A 14644-nucleotide genomic window follows, 5' to 3' on the forward strand; every position below is an offset into this window, starting at 1 on the left:
GAAAGTAGGCTCTAACGTCACTGCAGTCAAGAAAGTGCACAACATTAGGGCGCGGGGCGGCTCGATACGCCCCACCCGGGTTCAGTGGTTCTCGCCGGTCAGCAGCCGCCGGGGGTTTGCGGTCCGGAAGGCATGGGCAATGGTCGCGCCCAGACCGAACCCGGGATGGCGCGGGGGCTCCGCGTACGGCCGGTCCGAGCCCTGGACCACGGCGTTCATCCCGAGGGCGCGGACCACGGCGTCCACCGAGCGCGGACCGTAGGAGGACGTCTCGACGAAGACATCCGGATCCACCGCTGCCGAGCCGTCGCCCCGGGCGGCGAAGCGCTCCCCGTGCAGCGGGGCCAGCCCGGCGAGCAGCGCGAAGCACACCCGCAGGCGAGGGTGGCGGGGGCGGCCGAAGGCGCGGAAGGCGAACCAGGCGGCGTGCATCTGCTGGACGTAGGGCACCATCGCGGGCCACCAGCTGGGCCACCAGCCGGGCCCTTCGGACCCGCCCGGTGCGGGCCCGGGGTGCACGAAGAGCGGCAGGTCGCGCTCCTCCAGCAGGTCGAGCAGCGGGGCGCAGCGCGCGTAGCCGGCGGAGTCCAGCAGGGCGTCGGCCGGGAGCTGGAGCCCCACGAAGCCCCCGTCGAGGTCCTCGGCCGTCGCCTTTGCGTCGATGTCCAGCACACCCGCGGCGGCCCAGGCGCCGAACGGCTCGGGGAGGGTGGCCGCGCCCTCGTGGTAGGCGTCGAGGAGCGGGCGGGCCTCGGCCGACGGCAGCCACTCCACGCCGATCGGGGCCGACAGCGAGACGAGCGCCCGCCCCGCACCGTCGGCGCGGGCGAGTTCGGCACGCCGGGCGATGTCGTGGTCGGCGGGCGGGATGTCGTACGGCGGCTCCCCGTCCAGGTGCAGCGTCCAACCGTGCAGATACGGCGGCTCACGGCGTGAGCGCAGGGCCGCCACCAGGGACGGCGTCCACAGATGCTGGTGCACGTCGACGTTCATGACACTTCTCCCACCCAGGCGCGCAGCGTGCTCCGGACGTCCTCCTCACTCAGGATCTCGCGGGCCCCCGCCGCCACGTCCACCCCGCGGCGGACCGGACTGAACACCCACCGCCTCGCACCCGTACCTCCTGGCATACGTCCGGCCGACGTCCCGAAACGGAGAGGTACGTGTCCCAGCGCGCCCGCAGTCCGCTCACCGCCCGCCTGCTACTGGCGGGCGGGCTGGCCCTGCTCACCCTGACCACGGGGTGCGGCGCGGGGTCGGACGAGTCCAAGGTGAGCAGCGCCACGAAGGTGACGGCCGCGCCTTCCGCCGGGGTCGTGGCTCCCGCGAAGGTGGAGGTCATCGCCGGGCTGGTCGGCTGCAAGGTCAAGATCCGCACGGACGCCGACGAGTTGAGGGAAGGCGTGTGCCACGGCAAGGACGGTGACTTCCTCATCACCACGTTCCCCGAGGAGCGGTTCAAGCTCACCTGGCTGGACGCCGCCTCCATCTACGGCGGCAAGTACCTCGTCGGCACCCGCTGGGTGGTCAGCGGCCCGGAGGCGCTGCTGAAGAAGTTCCGCCCCGAACTCGGCGGGAACATCAAGCAGTTGTAGGGCTAGTCGGCGGCCGGTTCGTAGTCGGTGATGTCGTAGCGGACCTCGTCGTCGACGGCGTTCTCCTCCCAGTCGAGCTCGATGTGCGTCGGATGCCCGTCCGCCGCGGTTCGAGCCCGCGCCGTGTCCGCGTCGTCGCCCCGTGCCTGCTCCAGCTCCTTCAACAACGCGCCCAGGGTGGGCACTGGGTCGGGCAGCTGCCGTACGACCCGACGCGCGCTGTCGTCGAGGCCGACCGCCTTGGTGACCTCGCTGCCTCGGACCGTGATCCGGAAGGTGCCGATGAGGGCCCGTTCGCCCTCGCTCGACGTCAGCGTGTACGTGTACGAGGCGGGCTCCTCCCAGGCGGGCGCGGCCGGTTTCGCCTCCTCACCGCAGGCGGCCAGGCCGCCCACCAGCACGGCCACAAGGAAGAGCGAGCGGACGACGGTCATGGCGGCCCCTTCGAAGACGGTTACCGCTACGACGCCGGCCGGCCCCGGGACGTTCGGGGCCGGCCGGCGCACGTACCGTCAGGAGCTGTTCAGGACGACTGGGCCGCCCGGTACAGGTTCTGTGCGTCCGCGCCGAAGTACGGGCCGTACATCGCGTTCGGCAGGAAGTTGTACTTGAAGCTGTTCACCGAGGACTGGAGTCCGGTGCCGGTGGCCTCGTCGAACTGGGTGAACCAGGGGCCGCCGCTGGCGCCGCCGGTCATGTTGCAGGTCAGACCGTGGTCGCTGGAGAGCAGGAAGTCGCGGTAGGTGGTGCCGCTGCAGTAGATGAACTTCTGGCCGTCGTACGGGGCGGCGGCGGGGAAGCCGAAGGCGTACATCGCCTTGCTGTAGCCGGTGTTGAACGCCAGGCCCTGACCGCCGACGACATCGGTCAGCAGCTGTCCGTTCAGCGGGGCCACCACGGCCGCGCCGATGTCGTAGTTGATGTCCTCGCTCGCCGTCCACTGCGGGGTCGACAGGGTCTTGGTCGCCGACCAGGTGCCGTGCGGCGTCTGCCCGTCGTGGTACCCGGGTGCGAACACCCAGTTGGTGTGCCAGGCGCCCTCCAGTTTCACGCAGTGCCCGGCCGTGAGGACGGTGGACTTGTTGGCGCTGGTGACGGCGTTGCCGGAGCAGGAGGCGGTACGGCCCTGATAGGTGAAGAACACCCGCCCGGCGGTCTGGACGACCGCTCCGCCACCGGTCCACGCGCCGCCGCCGTCGGGAAACGCCAGCGTTCCGACGGGCGAGGCGGGGGCGCTGGGTGCGATGAGCGTCTTCCTGCCCTTGCGGGGCTCGGATGCCGTCACCTCGGAGCGGTCGACGGACAGGACGTCGAGCGGAGTCGCCTGGCGCATCCGCTCCGGTGTCCAGAAGGCCTGGGTGCGTTGCTGCGCCGTGAGCGACACGGTTCCCGGGTCGGGGGCGGCGCCGGCCGGCGTGGTGAGGACGCCGGCGGTCAGCAGTGCGGCTGCGCCCACCAGGGCGGCACGAAGTCTGCCTATCACGCGGTCTCCTTCTGCGGTGGGGGTCGGAGGGTGTGACCGTTCTGCGCGCAGAGTGCCACCGAACGCCCTATTTGGGCAGGTGCACGTCAGAATGATGGCCGAAAAGACGCACCCTCTCTCCGCCGACGACACAGGGGGCGATCTCGCCGCCGCCCGGAGGATGGGGTTGACTTCGAGCCCCGGCCCGGAACCACGACAGGAGCCCTCCGTGACGTACGACATCACCGCCCTCCGCTCCCAGTTCCCCGCCCTGACCGCCAAAACGGCCCACTTCGACGGCCCGGGCGGCACCCAGACACCCCGGCCCGTGATCGACGCCATCGCCGACGCGCTGTCACACCCGCTGTCCAACCGGGGCAGCGTGACGCTGGGGGAGCGCAACGCGGAGAGCCTCGTCAGCGGGGCCCGCCGGGCCATGGCCGACCTGCTGGGCGCGGACCCGAGGGGGATCGTCTTCGGCCGCAGCGCCACACAGCTCACCTACGACGTCTCCCGCACCCTCGCCGACACCTGGTCGCCCGGTGACGAGGTCGTCGTCACCCGCCTCGACCACGACGCCAACATCCGCCCCTGGGTCCAGGCCGCCGAGCGGGTCGGTGCCACCGTGCGCTGGGCCGACTTCGACCCGGCCACAGGCGAGTTGACCCCGGACGACATCGGCGCCGTGCTGTCCGACCGCACGCGCCTGGTCGCCGTCACCGCCGCCTCCAACCTGATCGGCACCCGTCCCGACATCGCGGCGATCTCCCGACTCGTGCACGAGGCGGGCGCGTTCGTGTATGTCGACGGTGTCCATCACACCGCTCACAGCCTGGTCGACCTGGAGTCGCTCGGCGCGGACTTCTTCGTCTGCTCCCCGTACAAGTTCCTGGGCCCCCACCACGGAGCCCTCGCCGCCGCTCCGGAGTTGCTGGAGACCCTGCGCCCCGACAAGCTGCTGCCCTCCACCGACGCGGTCCCCGAGCGGTTCGAACTGGGCACCCTGCCCTATGAGTTCCTCGCCGGGACCAGGGCGGCGGTCGACTTCATGGCCGGCCTCGACGCGACGGCGACAGGCACGCGACGCGAGCGTCTGGCAGCGGCCTACGCGGAGCTCGAAGCACACGAGCACACCCTGCGCACCCAGCTCGACAAGGGCCTGGCCGCGCTGCCCGGCATCACGATCCACTCCAGGGCGGCAGACCGCACCCCCACCCTGCTGCTGACCTTCGAGCACCACGCCACGACCGACGCCTACGGCTTTCTCGCCGAGCGCGGCATCCAGGCCCCCTCCGGCTCCTTCTACGCCATCGAGGCCTCCCGCCACCTGGGCCTCGGCGACAGCGGCGGCCTCCGCGTCGGCCTCGCGCCCTACAACGACTCCGAGGACGTCGACCGGCTCCTGGCAGGGCTGGGGGAGTTCCTGGCGCGCTGACGGGCCGTCCGACCGTCAGCGTGCCCCTCCGTCAGGGCTGTCCGCCCCGCTCCAACGGGATCCGCTCGCCCGCCTCGACCGCGACCGGCAGCCGGTTCTCCGCCGGCGGCAGCGGGCAGGTGGCCAGGTCGGTGTAGGCGCAGGGCAGATTCCCGGCGCGGTTGAAGTCGAGGGTGACCTGGCCCTCGGCGTCGGGAGCCGCGATCTGGAGCGATCGGTTCGCCGCGTACGTCGTCACGCCCGAGGTCTCGTCCGTGAACAGCGCCATCAGCGCGCCGGGCCCCCTGCCGTTGAACGCCGTGAGGCGGTGCCGCACGCCGGCCAGCTCGAACTCGACCTGGCCGGGGGAGTCGTACACGTGCTCAAGGCCCTCGACGGCGGCGCCCACGGTCACCGGGCGCGGCTCGGGGAAGGGCAGGAAACGGCCGGGGACGACCCAGCGCGGGTCGGGGGCGTAGGCCGGGGTCCGGGTGAAGGACGTACGCAACGGGTTGTCGGGATGGCGCGGGCGCACGATGTCCTGTCCGCCGCGCTTGGCTACCTCGATGACCGCGTCACCCGCGCCCACGTACACGCTGTCCCGTTCCGCGACGACACCGAAGTCGTACCGGCCGCGCACCGGCTCCCCGTCGACGGTCAGCTCCTCGCCCTCGGCCAGCTCGACCACCACCCCTTCGGCGGTGCTCGACCAGGCTCCGGGCGCGTCCTCGAAGCGCTCCGGCTCCGGGCCCAGCCAGTGCAGGCCGGTGATCGCGAGGAAGCCGTGCGGGCCGGAGAGGACCGCCTCCTTCTGCCGGTGCCACTCCTGCCATTCCTGTGCGAAGCTCACTCGGTCGATGTCCTGGACGGTCATGTCCGCTCCCTCGCGCTGCGGTGGTGGTGCTCCGTGCAACCGCCGTACCGTCGCAGATCATCCCCAAACGGCAATCCGCGCGTGACCCGGCTCTCATGGCACGACGGAGACATTGCCGAGACGATGGGGGGCGTCACCGGCAGGCCGAAGGGATCCGGAATGCTCCGCAAGGTACTGGTAGCCAACCGTGGTGAGATCGCGATTCGCGCGTTCCGAGCCGGTTATGAGCTGGGCGCGAGGACGGTCGCCGTCTTCCCCCACGAGGACCGCAACTCGCTGCATCGGCTCAAGGCCGACGAGGCGTACGAGATCGGCGAACCGGGACACCCCGTGCGGGCCTATCTCTCCGTCGAGGAGATCATCCGGGCCGCCCGTCAGGCGGGCGCCGACGCCGTCTACCCGGGCTACGGGTTCCTGTCCGAGAACCCCGAGCTCGCGCGGGCCTGCGAGGAAGCCGGCCTCACCTTCGTCGGGCCGAGCGCGGAGATCCTGGAGCTGACGGGCAACAAGGCCCGCGCCGTGGCCGCCGCCCGCGCGGCCGGCGTACCGGTGCTGGGCTCCTCCGAGCCCTCCAGCGACGTGGACGAGCTGGTGCGGGCCGCCGAGGACATCGGGTTCCCGGTGTTCGTCAAGGCCGTCGCCGGTGGTGGCGGGCGCGGTATGCGCCGGGTCGAGGAACGCGCGCAGCTGCGGGAGTCCATCGAGGCGGCGGCCCGTGAGGCGGCCTCCGCGTTCGGCGACCCGACGGTGTTCCTGGAGAAGGCCGTCGTGGACCCCCGGCACATCGAGGTACAGATCCTCGCCGACGGCCAGGGCAATGTCATCCACCTCTACGAGCGCGACTGCTCCCTCCAGCGCCGCCACCAGAAGGTCATCGAGCTCGCCCCCGCGCCGAACCTCGACCCGGAGCTGCGCGACCGGATCTGCGCCGACGCCGTGCGCTTCGCCCGCGAGATCGGCTACCGCAACGCCGGCACCGTCGAGTTCCTGCTCGACCCGGCCGGCAACCACGTCTTCATCGAGATGAACCCGCGCATCCAGGTCGAGCACACGGTCACCGAGGAGGTCACCGACGTCGACCTCGTCCAGTCCCAGCTCCGTATCGCCGCCGGCGAGACCCTGGCCGACCTCGGGCTGTCCCAGGAGACGGTCGTCCTGCACGGCGCCGCACTCCAGTGCCGTATCACCACCGAGGACCCCGCCAACGGCTTCCGCCCCGACACCGGCCGCATCAGCGCCTACCGGTCGCCCGGCGGCTCCGGCATCCGCCTCGACGGCGGAACCACCCACGCCGGTACGGAGATCAGCGCGCACTTCGACTCGATGCTGGTCAAGCTCACCTGCCGGGGCCGGGACTTCGGCACCGCCGTCAAGCGCGCCCGGCGTGCCGTCGCCGAGTTCCGGATCCGCGGTGTGGCCACCAACATCCCGTTCCTCCAGGCCGTCCTCGACGATGCGGACTTCCAGGCGGGCCGTGTCACCACGTCGTTCATCGAGCAGCGCCCGCACCTGCTGACCTCCCGCACCTCGGCCGACCGCGGCACGAAGCTGCTCACCTACCTCGCCGACGTCACGGTGAACAAGCCGCACGGCGACCGCCCCGACCTGATCGAGCCCACGACCAAGCTCCCGCGCCAGACCGCCGAAGTGCCCCCGGCCGGCTCGAAGCAGCAGCTCACCGAACTCGGCCCCGAGGGCTTCGCCCGTTGGCTGCGGGAGTCCCCGACCATCGGTGTCACCGACACCACGTTCCGCGACGCCCACCAGTCGCTGCTCGCCACCCGCGTCCGCACCAAGGACCTCCTCGCGGTCGCCCCGGTCGTCGCGCGCACCCTGCCCGAGCTGCTGTCCCTGGAGTGCTGGGGCGGCGCCACCTACGACGTCGCCCTGCGCTTCCTCGCCGAGGACCCGTGGGAGCGGCTGGCCGCGCTCCGCGAGGCCGTCCCCAACATCTGCCTCCAGATGCTGCTGCGCGGCCGCAACACCGTCGGCTACACGCCGTACCCGACCGAGGTGACCGACGCCTTCGTGCAGGAGGCCGCCGCCACCGGCATCGACATCTTCCGCATCTTCGACGCCCTCAACGACGTCGGCCAGATGCGTCCGGCGATCGAGGCCGTACGGGAGACGGGCACCGCGGTCGCCGAGGTCGCCCTCTGCTACACCTCCGACCTGTCGAACCCGGGCGAGCGGCTCTACACCCTCGACTACTACCTGCGTCTGGCCGAGCAGATCGTCGAGGCGGGCGCCCACGTCCTGGCCGTCAAGGACATGGCCGGACTGCTCAGGGCTCCGGCCGCGGCGACCCTCGTCTCCGCCCTGCGCCGGGAGTTCGACCTCCCCGTCCACATCCACACCCACGACACGGCGGGCGGCCAGCTCGCCACCTACCTGGCCGCGATCCAGGCCGGTGCCGACGCCGTCGACGGGGCGGTCGCGTCCATGGCGGGCACCACCTCGCAGCCCTCCCTGTCGGCGATCGTCGCCGCGACCGACCACTCCGCCCGCCCCACCGGCCTCGACCTCCGGGCCGTCGGCGACCTGGAGCCGTACTGGGAGAGCGTCCGCCGGATCTACGCCCCCTTCGAGGCGGGCCTCGCCTCCCCGACCGGTCGCGTCTACGACCACGAGATCCCCGGCGGCCAGCTCTCCAACCTGCGCACCCAGGCCGTGGCCCTGGGCCTCGGCGACCGGTTCGAGGACATCGAGGAGATGTACACCGCCGCCGACCGCATCCTCGGTCACCTGGTGAAGGTCACCCCGTCCTCGAAGGTGGTCGGCGACCTCGCCCTGCACCTCGTCGGCGCCGGGGTCTCCCCGCAGGACTTCGAGGCGACGCCGGACCGGTTCGACATCCCCGACTCCGTGATCGGCTTCCTCCGCGGCGAACTGGGCACCCCGCCCGGCGGCTGGCCGGAGCCCTTCCGCAGCAAGGCACTCGAGGGCCGCGCCGACGCCAAGCCCGCTCCGCAGCTGACCACGGAGGAGCGCGACGGACTGGAGAAGGACCGGCGCGTCACCCTCAACCGCCTCCTCTTCCCCGGCCCGACGCGCGACTTCGAGACGCACCGCCAGTCCTTCGGCGACACGAGCGTCCTGGACAGCAGGGACTTCTTCTACGGTCTGCGCCCGGGGAAGGAGTACGCCGTCGACCTCGAACCCGGCGTGCGCCTCCTGCTGGGCCTGGAGGCCGTCGGTGAGGCCGACGAGCGCGGTATGCGCACGGTGATGTCCACCCTGAACGGCCAGCTCAGGCCCATCCAGGTGCGCGACGCGGCCGTCGCGTCGGATATCCCGGTCACCGAGAAGGCCGACCGCTCCAACCCCGGCCACGTCGCCGCCCCGTTCGCCGGAGTCGTGACCCTCGCGGTCGCCGAGGGCGACGAGGTCACGGCCGGCGGCACGATCGCCACCATCGAGGCGATGAAGATGGAGGCCGCCATCACCGCCCCCAAGGCGGGCAAGGTCTCCCGGCTCGCCATCAACCGGATCCAGCAGGTGGAGGGCGGCGACCTGCTCTTCGTGATCGGCTAGGACAGGGTCAGACCTCGAGCGCTCCCGCGGGGTGGCCGTACCGACGGCCGCACGCGGTGAGGGCGAGGACTCCGGTGCCGGTGATCCGGGTCCTCGCTCCGGGGTCGACCGAGAGGCGGACGGCGATGTCGGTGGCGTAGCAGGTGTCGGGTATCCCGAGGTCCCTCTTCACCTGGACGTAGCGGGCGTAGAACGCCTCGACGTCCAGCGGACCCGCCCCGTCGGGCAGGTCGCCGACAGCGTCGAAGGCGTCGCCGGTGTCCACGTGCTCGTGCGGCAGCCGGTAGCCGGACTCGGCCGGGTGCCCGGGGCCCTCGTCGCCCTTCTCCGCGGCGTCGAACGCGTCGTAGAAGCGCACCACTTCTCCGCCCTCGGCGATGCACCAGGCCGTCCAGCCGTCGCCGCAGCTCATGCCGTACCACTGCGCGGCCCCGAATCCGCGGCTCAGGTCGGCGCACCGCTCACACACCACCTCGGTGCGGGCCTTCTCCCGGTCGCCTGATCGCCCTCGTCTACAGCGCGCTCGTCCTGCCGCAGAGCAAGAACACCGCCGCCGCGGGGGAGAAGTTCGACATACCCGGCGTCGCCCTGCTCGCCGTGGGTCTGCTCGCCGTCGTGTTCGGTGTGGTCAAGGGCGAGACGTGGGGCTGGACTTCGGCCGGCACCCTCGGCGCGATCGGCGCGGGCGTGGTCGTCCTGCTGGTCTTCGGCCTCTACGAGACGCCTGAACTTCTTCGTCCTGCTCGGCACGATCTTCTTCGTCATGCTCTACCTGCAGAACGTGCGCGGCCTCTCCCCCGTCGAAGCCGGCGTCCGCACCCTGCCGTTGAGCCTCGCCTCCGTGGTCGCCTCCCCGCTCGGCGCCGCCCTGACCGAGCGGTTCGGCGCCCGGTTCACCATGCCGCTGGGCATGCTGCTCCAGGCCGCCGCCATGTTCACCATGCTCACCTGGAGCGCCGACTCCTCGTACGCCACATGTGGCCGCCCTTCATCGCGATGGGCCTGGGCGTCGGCATGGTGATGTCCGCCTCCTCGGAGGCCATCGCGGGCAACGCCCCGGTGCGGGACGGCGGTGTCGCCGGAGGTCTCCAGGCCACCGCGCTGCAGATCGGCGGCGCGCTCGGGACCTCGGTCCTGGTCTCCGTCATCAGCAGCCGGGTGGGCTCCACCCTCACCGGCGAACTGACCGACGCCGGGGTGCCCGCGCGGACGGCACACGGGCTGGGCGCGGCCCAGGACGCGGTGGCCATGGGGGTGGCGCCGGTCTCCGACGCGATGCCGGCACAGCTGAAGGCCGCGGTGGTCGAGGGCGGTGACGACGCGTTCATGAACGGTGTGCACACGGCGGTGCCGGCGACCGGTGTCCTCGAGGTGCTGGGCGCGATCGCGGCGGCGATCGGGGTGCGGCGGGCTCCGGCCGTGGAGCAGGGAGTATGATGTTTTAAATCTAAAGCATCTCGCGTGTCCCTCCGGATCGGGGTCCCCCATGCACGTCGTCATCAGCGGTTCTTCGGGATTGATCGGCGGCGCCCTGGCCGCGTCACTGCTGGACGACGGGCACCGGGTGACCCGACTGGTCCGCCGGGAGCCGCGGTCCCGCGACGACGGCAGCGCGGAGGCAGGGTGGGATCCGCAGGCGGGTCTGCTGGATCCCACCGTGCTCGAAGGCGCCGACGCGGTGGTCGGACTGGCCGGGGCAGGCGTGGGGGACCGCCGCTGGACACAGACGTACAAGAAGCAGATCCGCGACAGCCGTGTCCTCGGCACCACCGCCCTGGCGACGGCGATCACGGCCTGCGAGAAGCCACCGCCGGTGTTCGTGTCCGGTTCGGCCGTCGGCTACTACGGCGAGACCGGCACGGCCGAGGTCGACGAGTCGGGCGCGCCCGGCCGGGACTTCCTGGCCGGCGTCTGCCAGGAGTGGGAGTCGGCCGCCCAGGGCGCCGGCGCGGTCGGCACGCGGGTCGTGAACACCCGCTTCGGCATCGTCGTGTCGCCCCGCGGCGGGGCGATGGGACGCCTGCTGCCGCTCGCCCGCGCGGGCCTCGGCGGGCGCCTCGGCAGCGGCGACCAGTACTGGAGTCACCTCTCCCTGACCGACGCGGTCCGCGCCCTGCGCCACATCATCGCCACGGACGGCATCACCGGACCCGTCAACATGACGTCCCCGCACCCCGCCACCAACCGCGACGTCACCGCCGCCGTCGGCAGGGCCCTGCACCGGCCGACCGTCTTCGCGGTGCCGGGCTTCGCACTGCGGCTCGTCCTGGGCGAGTTCGCCGACGGCATCCTGATGAGCCAGCGCGTCGTGCCGGGCGCCCTGTCGGCCTCCGGTTTCACCTTCGAGCACCCGACCATCGACGCGGCGCTCGCCGCCGCGGTCGGCCGAGAGGGTGTCGGCTGATCGAGTGGTGACGTTCTTGGGGCAGGCGTACGGTCGAACAGTGGACGCCACCGTTCACTGAAAGCGCGATATCTCATGACCAGTGACTCGCAGCCGACTTCCGCAGTCCAGGCCCCCACCGGGAACACCGGCGGTGGCGGAAACAACCTGGCACTGCTGGTCATCGCCTCGTGTCAGCTGATGGTGGTCCTCGACATCACCATCGTGAACATCGCGCTGCCGGACATCCAGCGTTCCCTGGACTTCTCCACCACCAGCCTCGCCTGGGTGGTCAACGCCTACACGCTGACTTTCGGCGGTCTGCTGCTCCTCGGCGGCCGCGCCGGTGACATCCTCGGCAGACGGCGGGTCTTCATCTGCGGTGTCCTGCTCTTCGTCCTGGCCTCCCTGCTCGGCGGGTTCGCGCAGAACGAGGCCCAACTCCTGTCCGCACGCGCCCTCCAGGGCGTGGGCGGCGCCATCGCCTCCCCGACCGCCCTCTCCCTGATCAGTACGACCTTCCGCGAAGGCCCGGAACGCAACCGGGCGTTCGGGGTGTTCGCCGCGGTCTCGGCGGGCGGCGGAGCGATCGGGCTGCTCGCCGGCGGCATCCTCGTCGAGTATCTGAACTGGCGATGGGTGCTCTTCGTCAACGTCCCCATCGGACTGCTCATCGCCCTCGCCGCGCCCCGCTGGATCAGGGAATCCGAACGCCACCCGGGCCACTTCGACTTCACCGGCGCACTGACCTCCACCGTCGGCATGGTCCTGCTGGTCTACGGGTTCATCAGAGCCGCGCAGGAAGGCTGGCGGGACGCGCTCACGCTGGCCTCGTTCGGCGCGGCCGTCGTCTTCCTCGCGCTGTTCATCATGGTCGAACGGCGTTCCCGGCAGCCGATCACACCGCTGCACATGTTCGCCGACCGCAACCGCGCGGGCACCTACGGCATCATGCTGTGCCTCGCCGCCGCGATCTTCGGCATGTTCTTCTTCCTCACGCTCTTCGTGCAGAACGTCCTGAACTTCAGCCCGTTGGCCACCGGGTTCGCCTTCCTGCCGGTCAGCGCGGTCATCGCGGTCGGAGCCGGGCTGGCCTCGCGGTTCCTGCCCGTCTACGGGCCCAAGCCGTTCATGGTGGTGGGCGCGATCCTGGCCGCGGCGGGACTGGCCTGGCTGACCCTGACCGATGTCCACTCCACCTACGCGGGCAGCGTCCTCGGCCCGATCCTCGTCTTCAGCCTGGGCATGGGCATGGAGTTCGTCTCGCTCACCCTGATGGCGCTCTCCAACGTGCCGGTCCAGGAGACCGGCGCGGCCTCCGGACTCCTCAACGCCACGCAGCAGGTGGGCGGTTCGCTGGGACTGTCCATCCTGGTCACGACGTTCGGCACGGCCAGCACCAACGAGGCGGAGAAGCAGGTCCCGCGCTTCCTCGACCAGGCGACCCCGGCCGAACTCCTGCGGTTCAAGCGCACCGGGCAACTCCCCGGCCACTGGGGCGACGAGGTCCTGACCGCCGGAGTCTCGGCCGCCTTCGTCGTGGCGGCGATCTTCGCCGTCCTCGCCGCGCTGATCGCCGTCCTCGCCATCCAGGTCCGCCCGTCCGACCTGGAACGCCTCAAGGGCGACGGCGTGCCCTCACCCCCGTGACGCCGGCGCGGGCACAAGCCCCAACCGCTGGGCGCGCAGCACCGTCCCGAGCCGGTCATGAGTGCCGAGCTTCCGGTAGACGTTCGCGACGTGCTTGTGCACCGTCCGCTCGGATATGCCGAGGCGACGGCCCATGGCGGCGGCCGTCAGGGAGTCGCCCAGCAGGAGCAGCACGGTCGACTCCCGCGGTGTCAGCCCCACGTCGTCGCCGCTCGGCACGACCACCCGCTGAAGGAGCTGCCGTTGCTGCTCTATCCCCGCCAGCAGCGGCTGAAGCCGCCCGGCGACCACGATTTCCTCATCGGTGAAGTCCCGCCCGGAGCGGTAGACGAGGCAGCCGGTGATCGGCGCCCTCGACTGCGGCAGCGGAATCCCCAACGCGTGGTCCACGTCCATGATGTCGTCGAGCAACCGCGCGGTCGGGCTCGCGGACCAGTTCCGCCCGGCCGCACGACGTGCCGTCACGGGCTCCCGGTCCGGGCTCGCCCCGTAGTGCTCCGCGAAGGGATACCCGGCCCGCAGCAGCCCCACGGCCTCGTCGCCGAGCCCGTCGAACTCCGGTTCCACACCGGGCGACAGACCGATCGTGCCCCCGCTCTCGCTCCAGTCGTCCAGCTTGTAGATCAGGACCTCGGCCCCGATCAGGCCCGGCAGCGCACCCGCCACCAACGGCCACAAACGCCCCGGATCCCGCTCGTGGAGTGCGGCGACGGCCACCGCCAGCATGCGTTCATAGGCTCCGCCCAGCCCCTGTGCCACGTTCGCGCTCCACTCGTTCGCATACGCAGTTGTACCCATACCTGCGCAACCTCTTGCCCCTCCAGAATGCAACAGAGCAACAGCGACGTTCTCGTGTACTCCAGCACATCGGCGCCCCGGCGACCGCAGACAGGGGAGAACAGGCCCGGAGGGGATGCCTGGTTCTCTCCCGCTCTCCGTGCGGACCGCCGGCGCGGGGGACCGGCGGTCCGCACGGAGCTACGGTCCGTCCGGCCGCATCGCGTCCGAGATGGACTTGACGCCACCGTGAGCCGTGAGACCGCCGTCCACCGGGATGTCCGTCCCGGTGATGAACGAGGACTCGTCGGAGATCAGGAAGACCACGAGCGGGGCGATGTCGTCGGGCCTGCCGCTGCGCCCGAGCGGCGTCTCGCGGATCGTCGTCTCACGGAACGCCTCGGTGGCCGCGGCCGTCATGTCCGTCTCGATGTAGCCCGGATGGATCGTGTTGACCCGGATGCCCCGCGGCCCCAGCTCCATCGCCGCGATCCTCGACACCCCGCGCAGCGCCCACTTGCTGGCCGTGTAGGCGACGGGGTAGTAGCCGGTCAGCGCGGCGGACGAACCGACGTTGACGATCGACGAGCCGGGCGGCATCAGCGGGGAGAGCCGCTGGATGCCGAGCAGGGGGCCGGTCGTGTTGACCGCCTGCACCTGCGCCATCTCCTCGGGGCCGACCTCCCCGAGCCGCCCGCGCCGGATGACGCCCGCGTTGTTGACCAGACCGTGGACATGGCCGTACGTCGCTCTCAACTCGGCGGCCAGCTCCGCCCAGTCGGTCTCGCTGCTCACGTCGAGGCGGCGGCAGCCGTCGCCCTCCGGCCGTACGTCGGTGGCGATCACCTCGGCCCCGGCCCAGGTCAGGGCGGCCGCCTCCGCGGCGCCCTGACCACGGGCCGCGCCCGTGACCACCACGACTTTCCCGGCCAGCCGGGATGTGCTCTCACTCATG

12 protein-coding genes and 1 pseudogene are annotated in these 14644 nt (G+C 71.5%); 6 read left to right on the forward strand and 7 right to left on the reverse strand.

All coding sequences use genetic code 11. From position 1 onward, the window contains the following. Positions 1–81: 81 nt before the first annotated feature. Positions 82–993 carry an amidohydrolase family protein gene (locus QF037_RS40200; protein WP_307033957.1) on the reverse strand — a complete coding sequence of 304 codons (912 nt, stop codon included), beginning with the start codon at positions 991–993 and terminating at the stop codon, positions 82–84. 170 nt (positions 994–1163) lie between these two features. Here QF037_RS40200 and QF037_RS40205 point away from each other — a divergent pair, with 170 nt between their 5' ends. Next, positions 1164–1595 carry a hypothetical protein gene (locus QF037_RS40205; RefSeq protein WP_307033959.1) on the forward strand — a complete coding sequence of 144 codons (432 nt, stop codon included), beginning with the start codon at positions 1164–1166 and terminating at the stop codon, positions 1593–1595. A 2-nt stretch (positions 1596–1597) separates the two neighbouring features. On the opposite strand, the gene QF037_RS40210 is transcribed toward QF037_RS40205, so the two are convergent. Next, on the reverse strand, positions 1598–2029 hold the full coding sequence (locus QF037_RS40210) for a DUF6174 domain-containing protein (protein WP_307033961.1): 432 nt from the start codon (positions 2027–2029) through the stop codon (positions 1598–1600). 89 nt (positions 2030–2118) lie between these two features. After that, positions 2119–3078: a trypsin-like serine peptidase gene (locus QF037_RS40215; protein WP_307033963.1), complete on the reverse strand. Its 960-nt coding sequence runs from the start codon at positions 3076–3078 to the stop codon at positions 2119–2121. Positions 3079–3286: 208 nt separating this feature from the next. On the opposite strand from QF037_RS40215, the gene QF037_RS40220 reads away from it, so the two are divergent. Further along, positions 3287–4492 (forward strand): cysteine desulfurase-like protein, encoded by a 1206-nt coding sequence (locus tag QF037_RS40220; protein ID WP_307033965.1) that lies wholly within the window; start codon positions 3287–3289, stop codon positions 4490–4492. Between the two features lie 31 nt (positions 4493–4523). Here the strand turns inward: QF037_RS40220 and QF037_RS40225 are convergent, their stop codons facing one another. Beyond that, positions 4524–5345, reverse strand: coding sequence for a DUF1684 domain-containing protein (locus tag QF037_RS40225; protein ID WP_307033967.1), 822 nt, complete (start codon positions 5343–5345; stop codon positions 4524–4526). Between the two features lie 159 nt (positions 5346–5504). On the opposite strand from QF037_RS40225, the gene QF037_RS40230 reads away from it, so the two are divergent. Then, complete coding sequence (locus tag QF037_RS40230) at positions 5505–8879, forward strand: pyruvate carboxylase (RefSeq protein WP_307033969.1); 3375 nt, start codon at positions 5505–5507, stop codon at positions 8877–8879. Positions 8880–8886: 7 nt separating this feature from the next. Here the strand turns inward: QF037_RS40230 and QF037_RS40235 are convergent, their stop codons facing one another. Then, the gene (locus tag QF037_RS40235; RefSeq protein WP_307033972.1) at positions 8887–9351 is read right to left on the reverse strand and encodes a hypothetical protein; all 465 of its coding nucleotides are present in this window, start codon (positions 9349–9351) and stop codon (positions 8887–8889) included. A gap of 26 nt (positions 9352–9377) precedes the next feature. Here QF037_RS40235 and QF037_RS51130 point away from each other — a divergent pair. The 3 genes and pseudogenes from QF037_RS51130 to QF037_RS40255 form a co-directional block, all read left to right on the forward strand. Further along, positions 9378–10316: pseudogene (locus QF037_RS51130) on the forward strand (MFS transporter); the annotation flags it as partial. Between the two features lie 49 nt (positions 10317–10365). Then, the gene (locus QF037_RS40250) at positions 10366–11283 is read left to right on the forward strand and encodes a TIGR01777 family oxidoreductase (RefSeq protein WP_307033976.1); all 918 of its coding nucleotides are present in this window, start codon (positions 10366–10368) and stop codon (positions 11281–11283) included. 75 nt (positions 11284–11358) lie between these two features. Then, positions 11359–12912 (forward strand): MFS transporter, encoded by a 1554-nt coding sequence (locus tag QF037_RS40255; protein WP_373463873.1) that lies wholly within the window; start codon positions 11359–11361, stop codon positions 12910–12912. On the opposite strand, the gene QF037_RS40260 is transcribed toward QF037_RS40255, so the two are convergent. Both QF037_RS40260 and QF037_RS40265 read right to left on the reverse strand, forming a co-directional pair. Then, positions 12901–13710, reverse strand: a complete 810-nt coding sequence (locus tag QF037_RS40260; protein ID WP_307033978.1) for a helix-turn-helix transcriptional regulator — start codon at positions 13708–13710, stop codon at positions 12901–12903. The genes QF037_RS40255 and QF037_RS40260 overlap by 12 nt on opposite strands. A 180-nt stretch (positions 13711–13890) precedes the next feature. Next, complete coding sequence (locus QF037_RS40265) at positions 13891–14643, reverse strand: SDR family NAD(P)-dependent oxidoreductase (RefSeq protein ID WP_307033980.1); 753 nt, start codon at positions 14641–14643, stop codon at positions 13891–13893. Position 14644: the final 1 nt, after the last annotated feature.

This window comes from Streptomyces canus (assembly GCF_030815415.1).
Lineage (GTDB): Bacteria > Actinomycetota > Actinomycetes > Streptomycetales > Streptomycetaceae > Streptomyces > Streptomyces canus_F.

Coding starts and splice junctions, on each gene's coding strand:
- QF037_RS40200 (WP_307033957.1), bottom strand. CDS start 993: ATGAACGTCGACGTGCACCAGCATCTGTGGACGCCGTCCCTGGTGGCG.
- QF037_RS40230 (WP_307033969.1), top strand. CDS start 5,505: ATGCTCCGCAAGGTACTGGTAGCCAACCGTGGTGAGATCGCGATTCGC.
- QF037_RS40255 (WP_373463873.1), top strand. CDS start 11,359: ATGACCAGTGACTCGCAGCCGACTTCCGCAGTCCAGGCCCCCACCGGG.
- QF037_RS40210 (WP_307033961.1), bottom strand. CDS start 2,029: ATGACCGTCGTCCGCTCGCTCTTCCTTGTGGCCGTGCTGGTGGGCGGC.
- QF037_RS40250 (WP_307033976.1), top strand. CDS start 10,366: ATGCACGTCGTCATCAGCGGTTCTTCGGGATTGATCGGCGGCGCCCTG.
- QF037_RS40265 (WP_307033980.1), bottom strand. CDS start 14,643: ATGAGTGAGAGCACATCCCGGCTGGCCGGGAAAGTCGTGGTGGTCACG.
- QF037_RS40260 (WP_307033978.1), bottom strand. CDS start 13,710: ATGGGTACAACTGCGTATGCGAACGAGTGGAGCGCGAACGTGGCACAG.
- QF037_RS40225 (WP_307033967.1), bottom strand. CDS start 5,345: ATGACCGTCCAGGACATCGACCGAGTGAGCTTCGCACAGGAATGGCAG.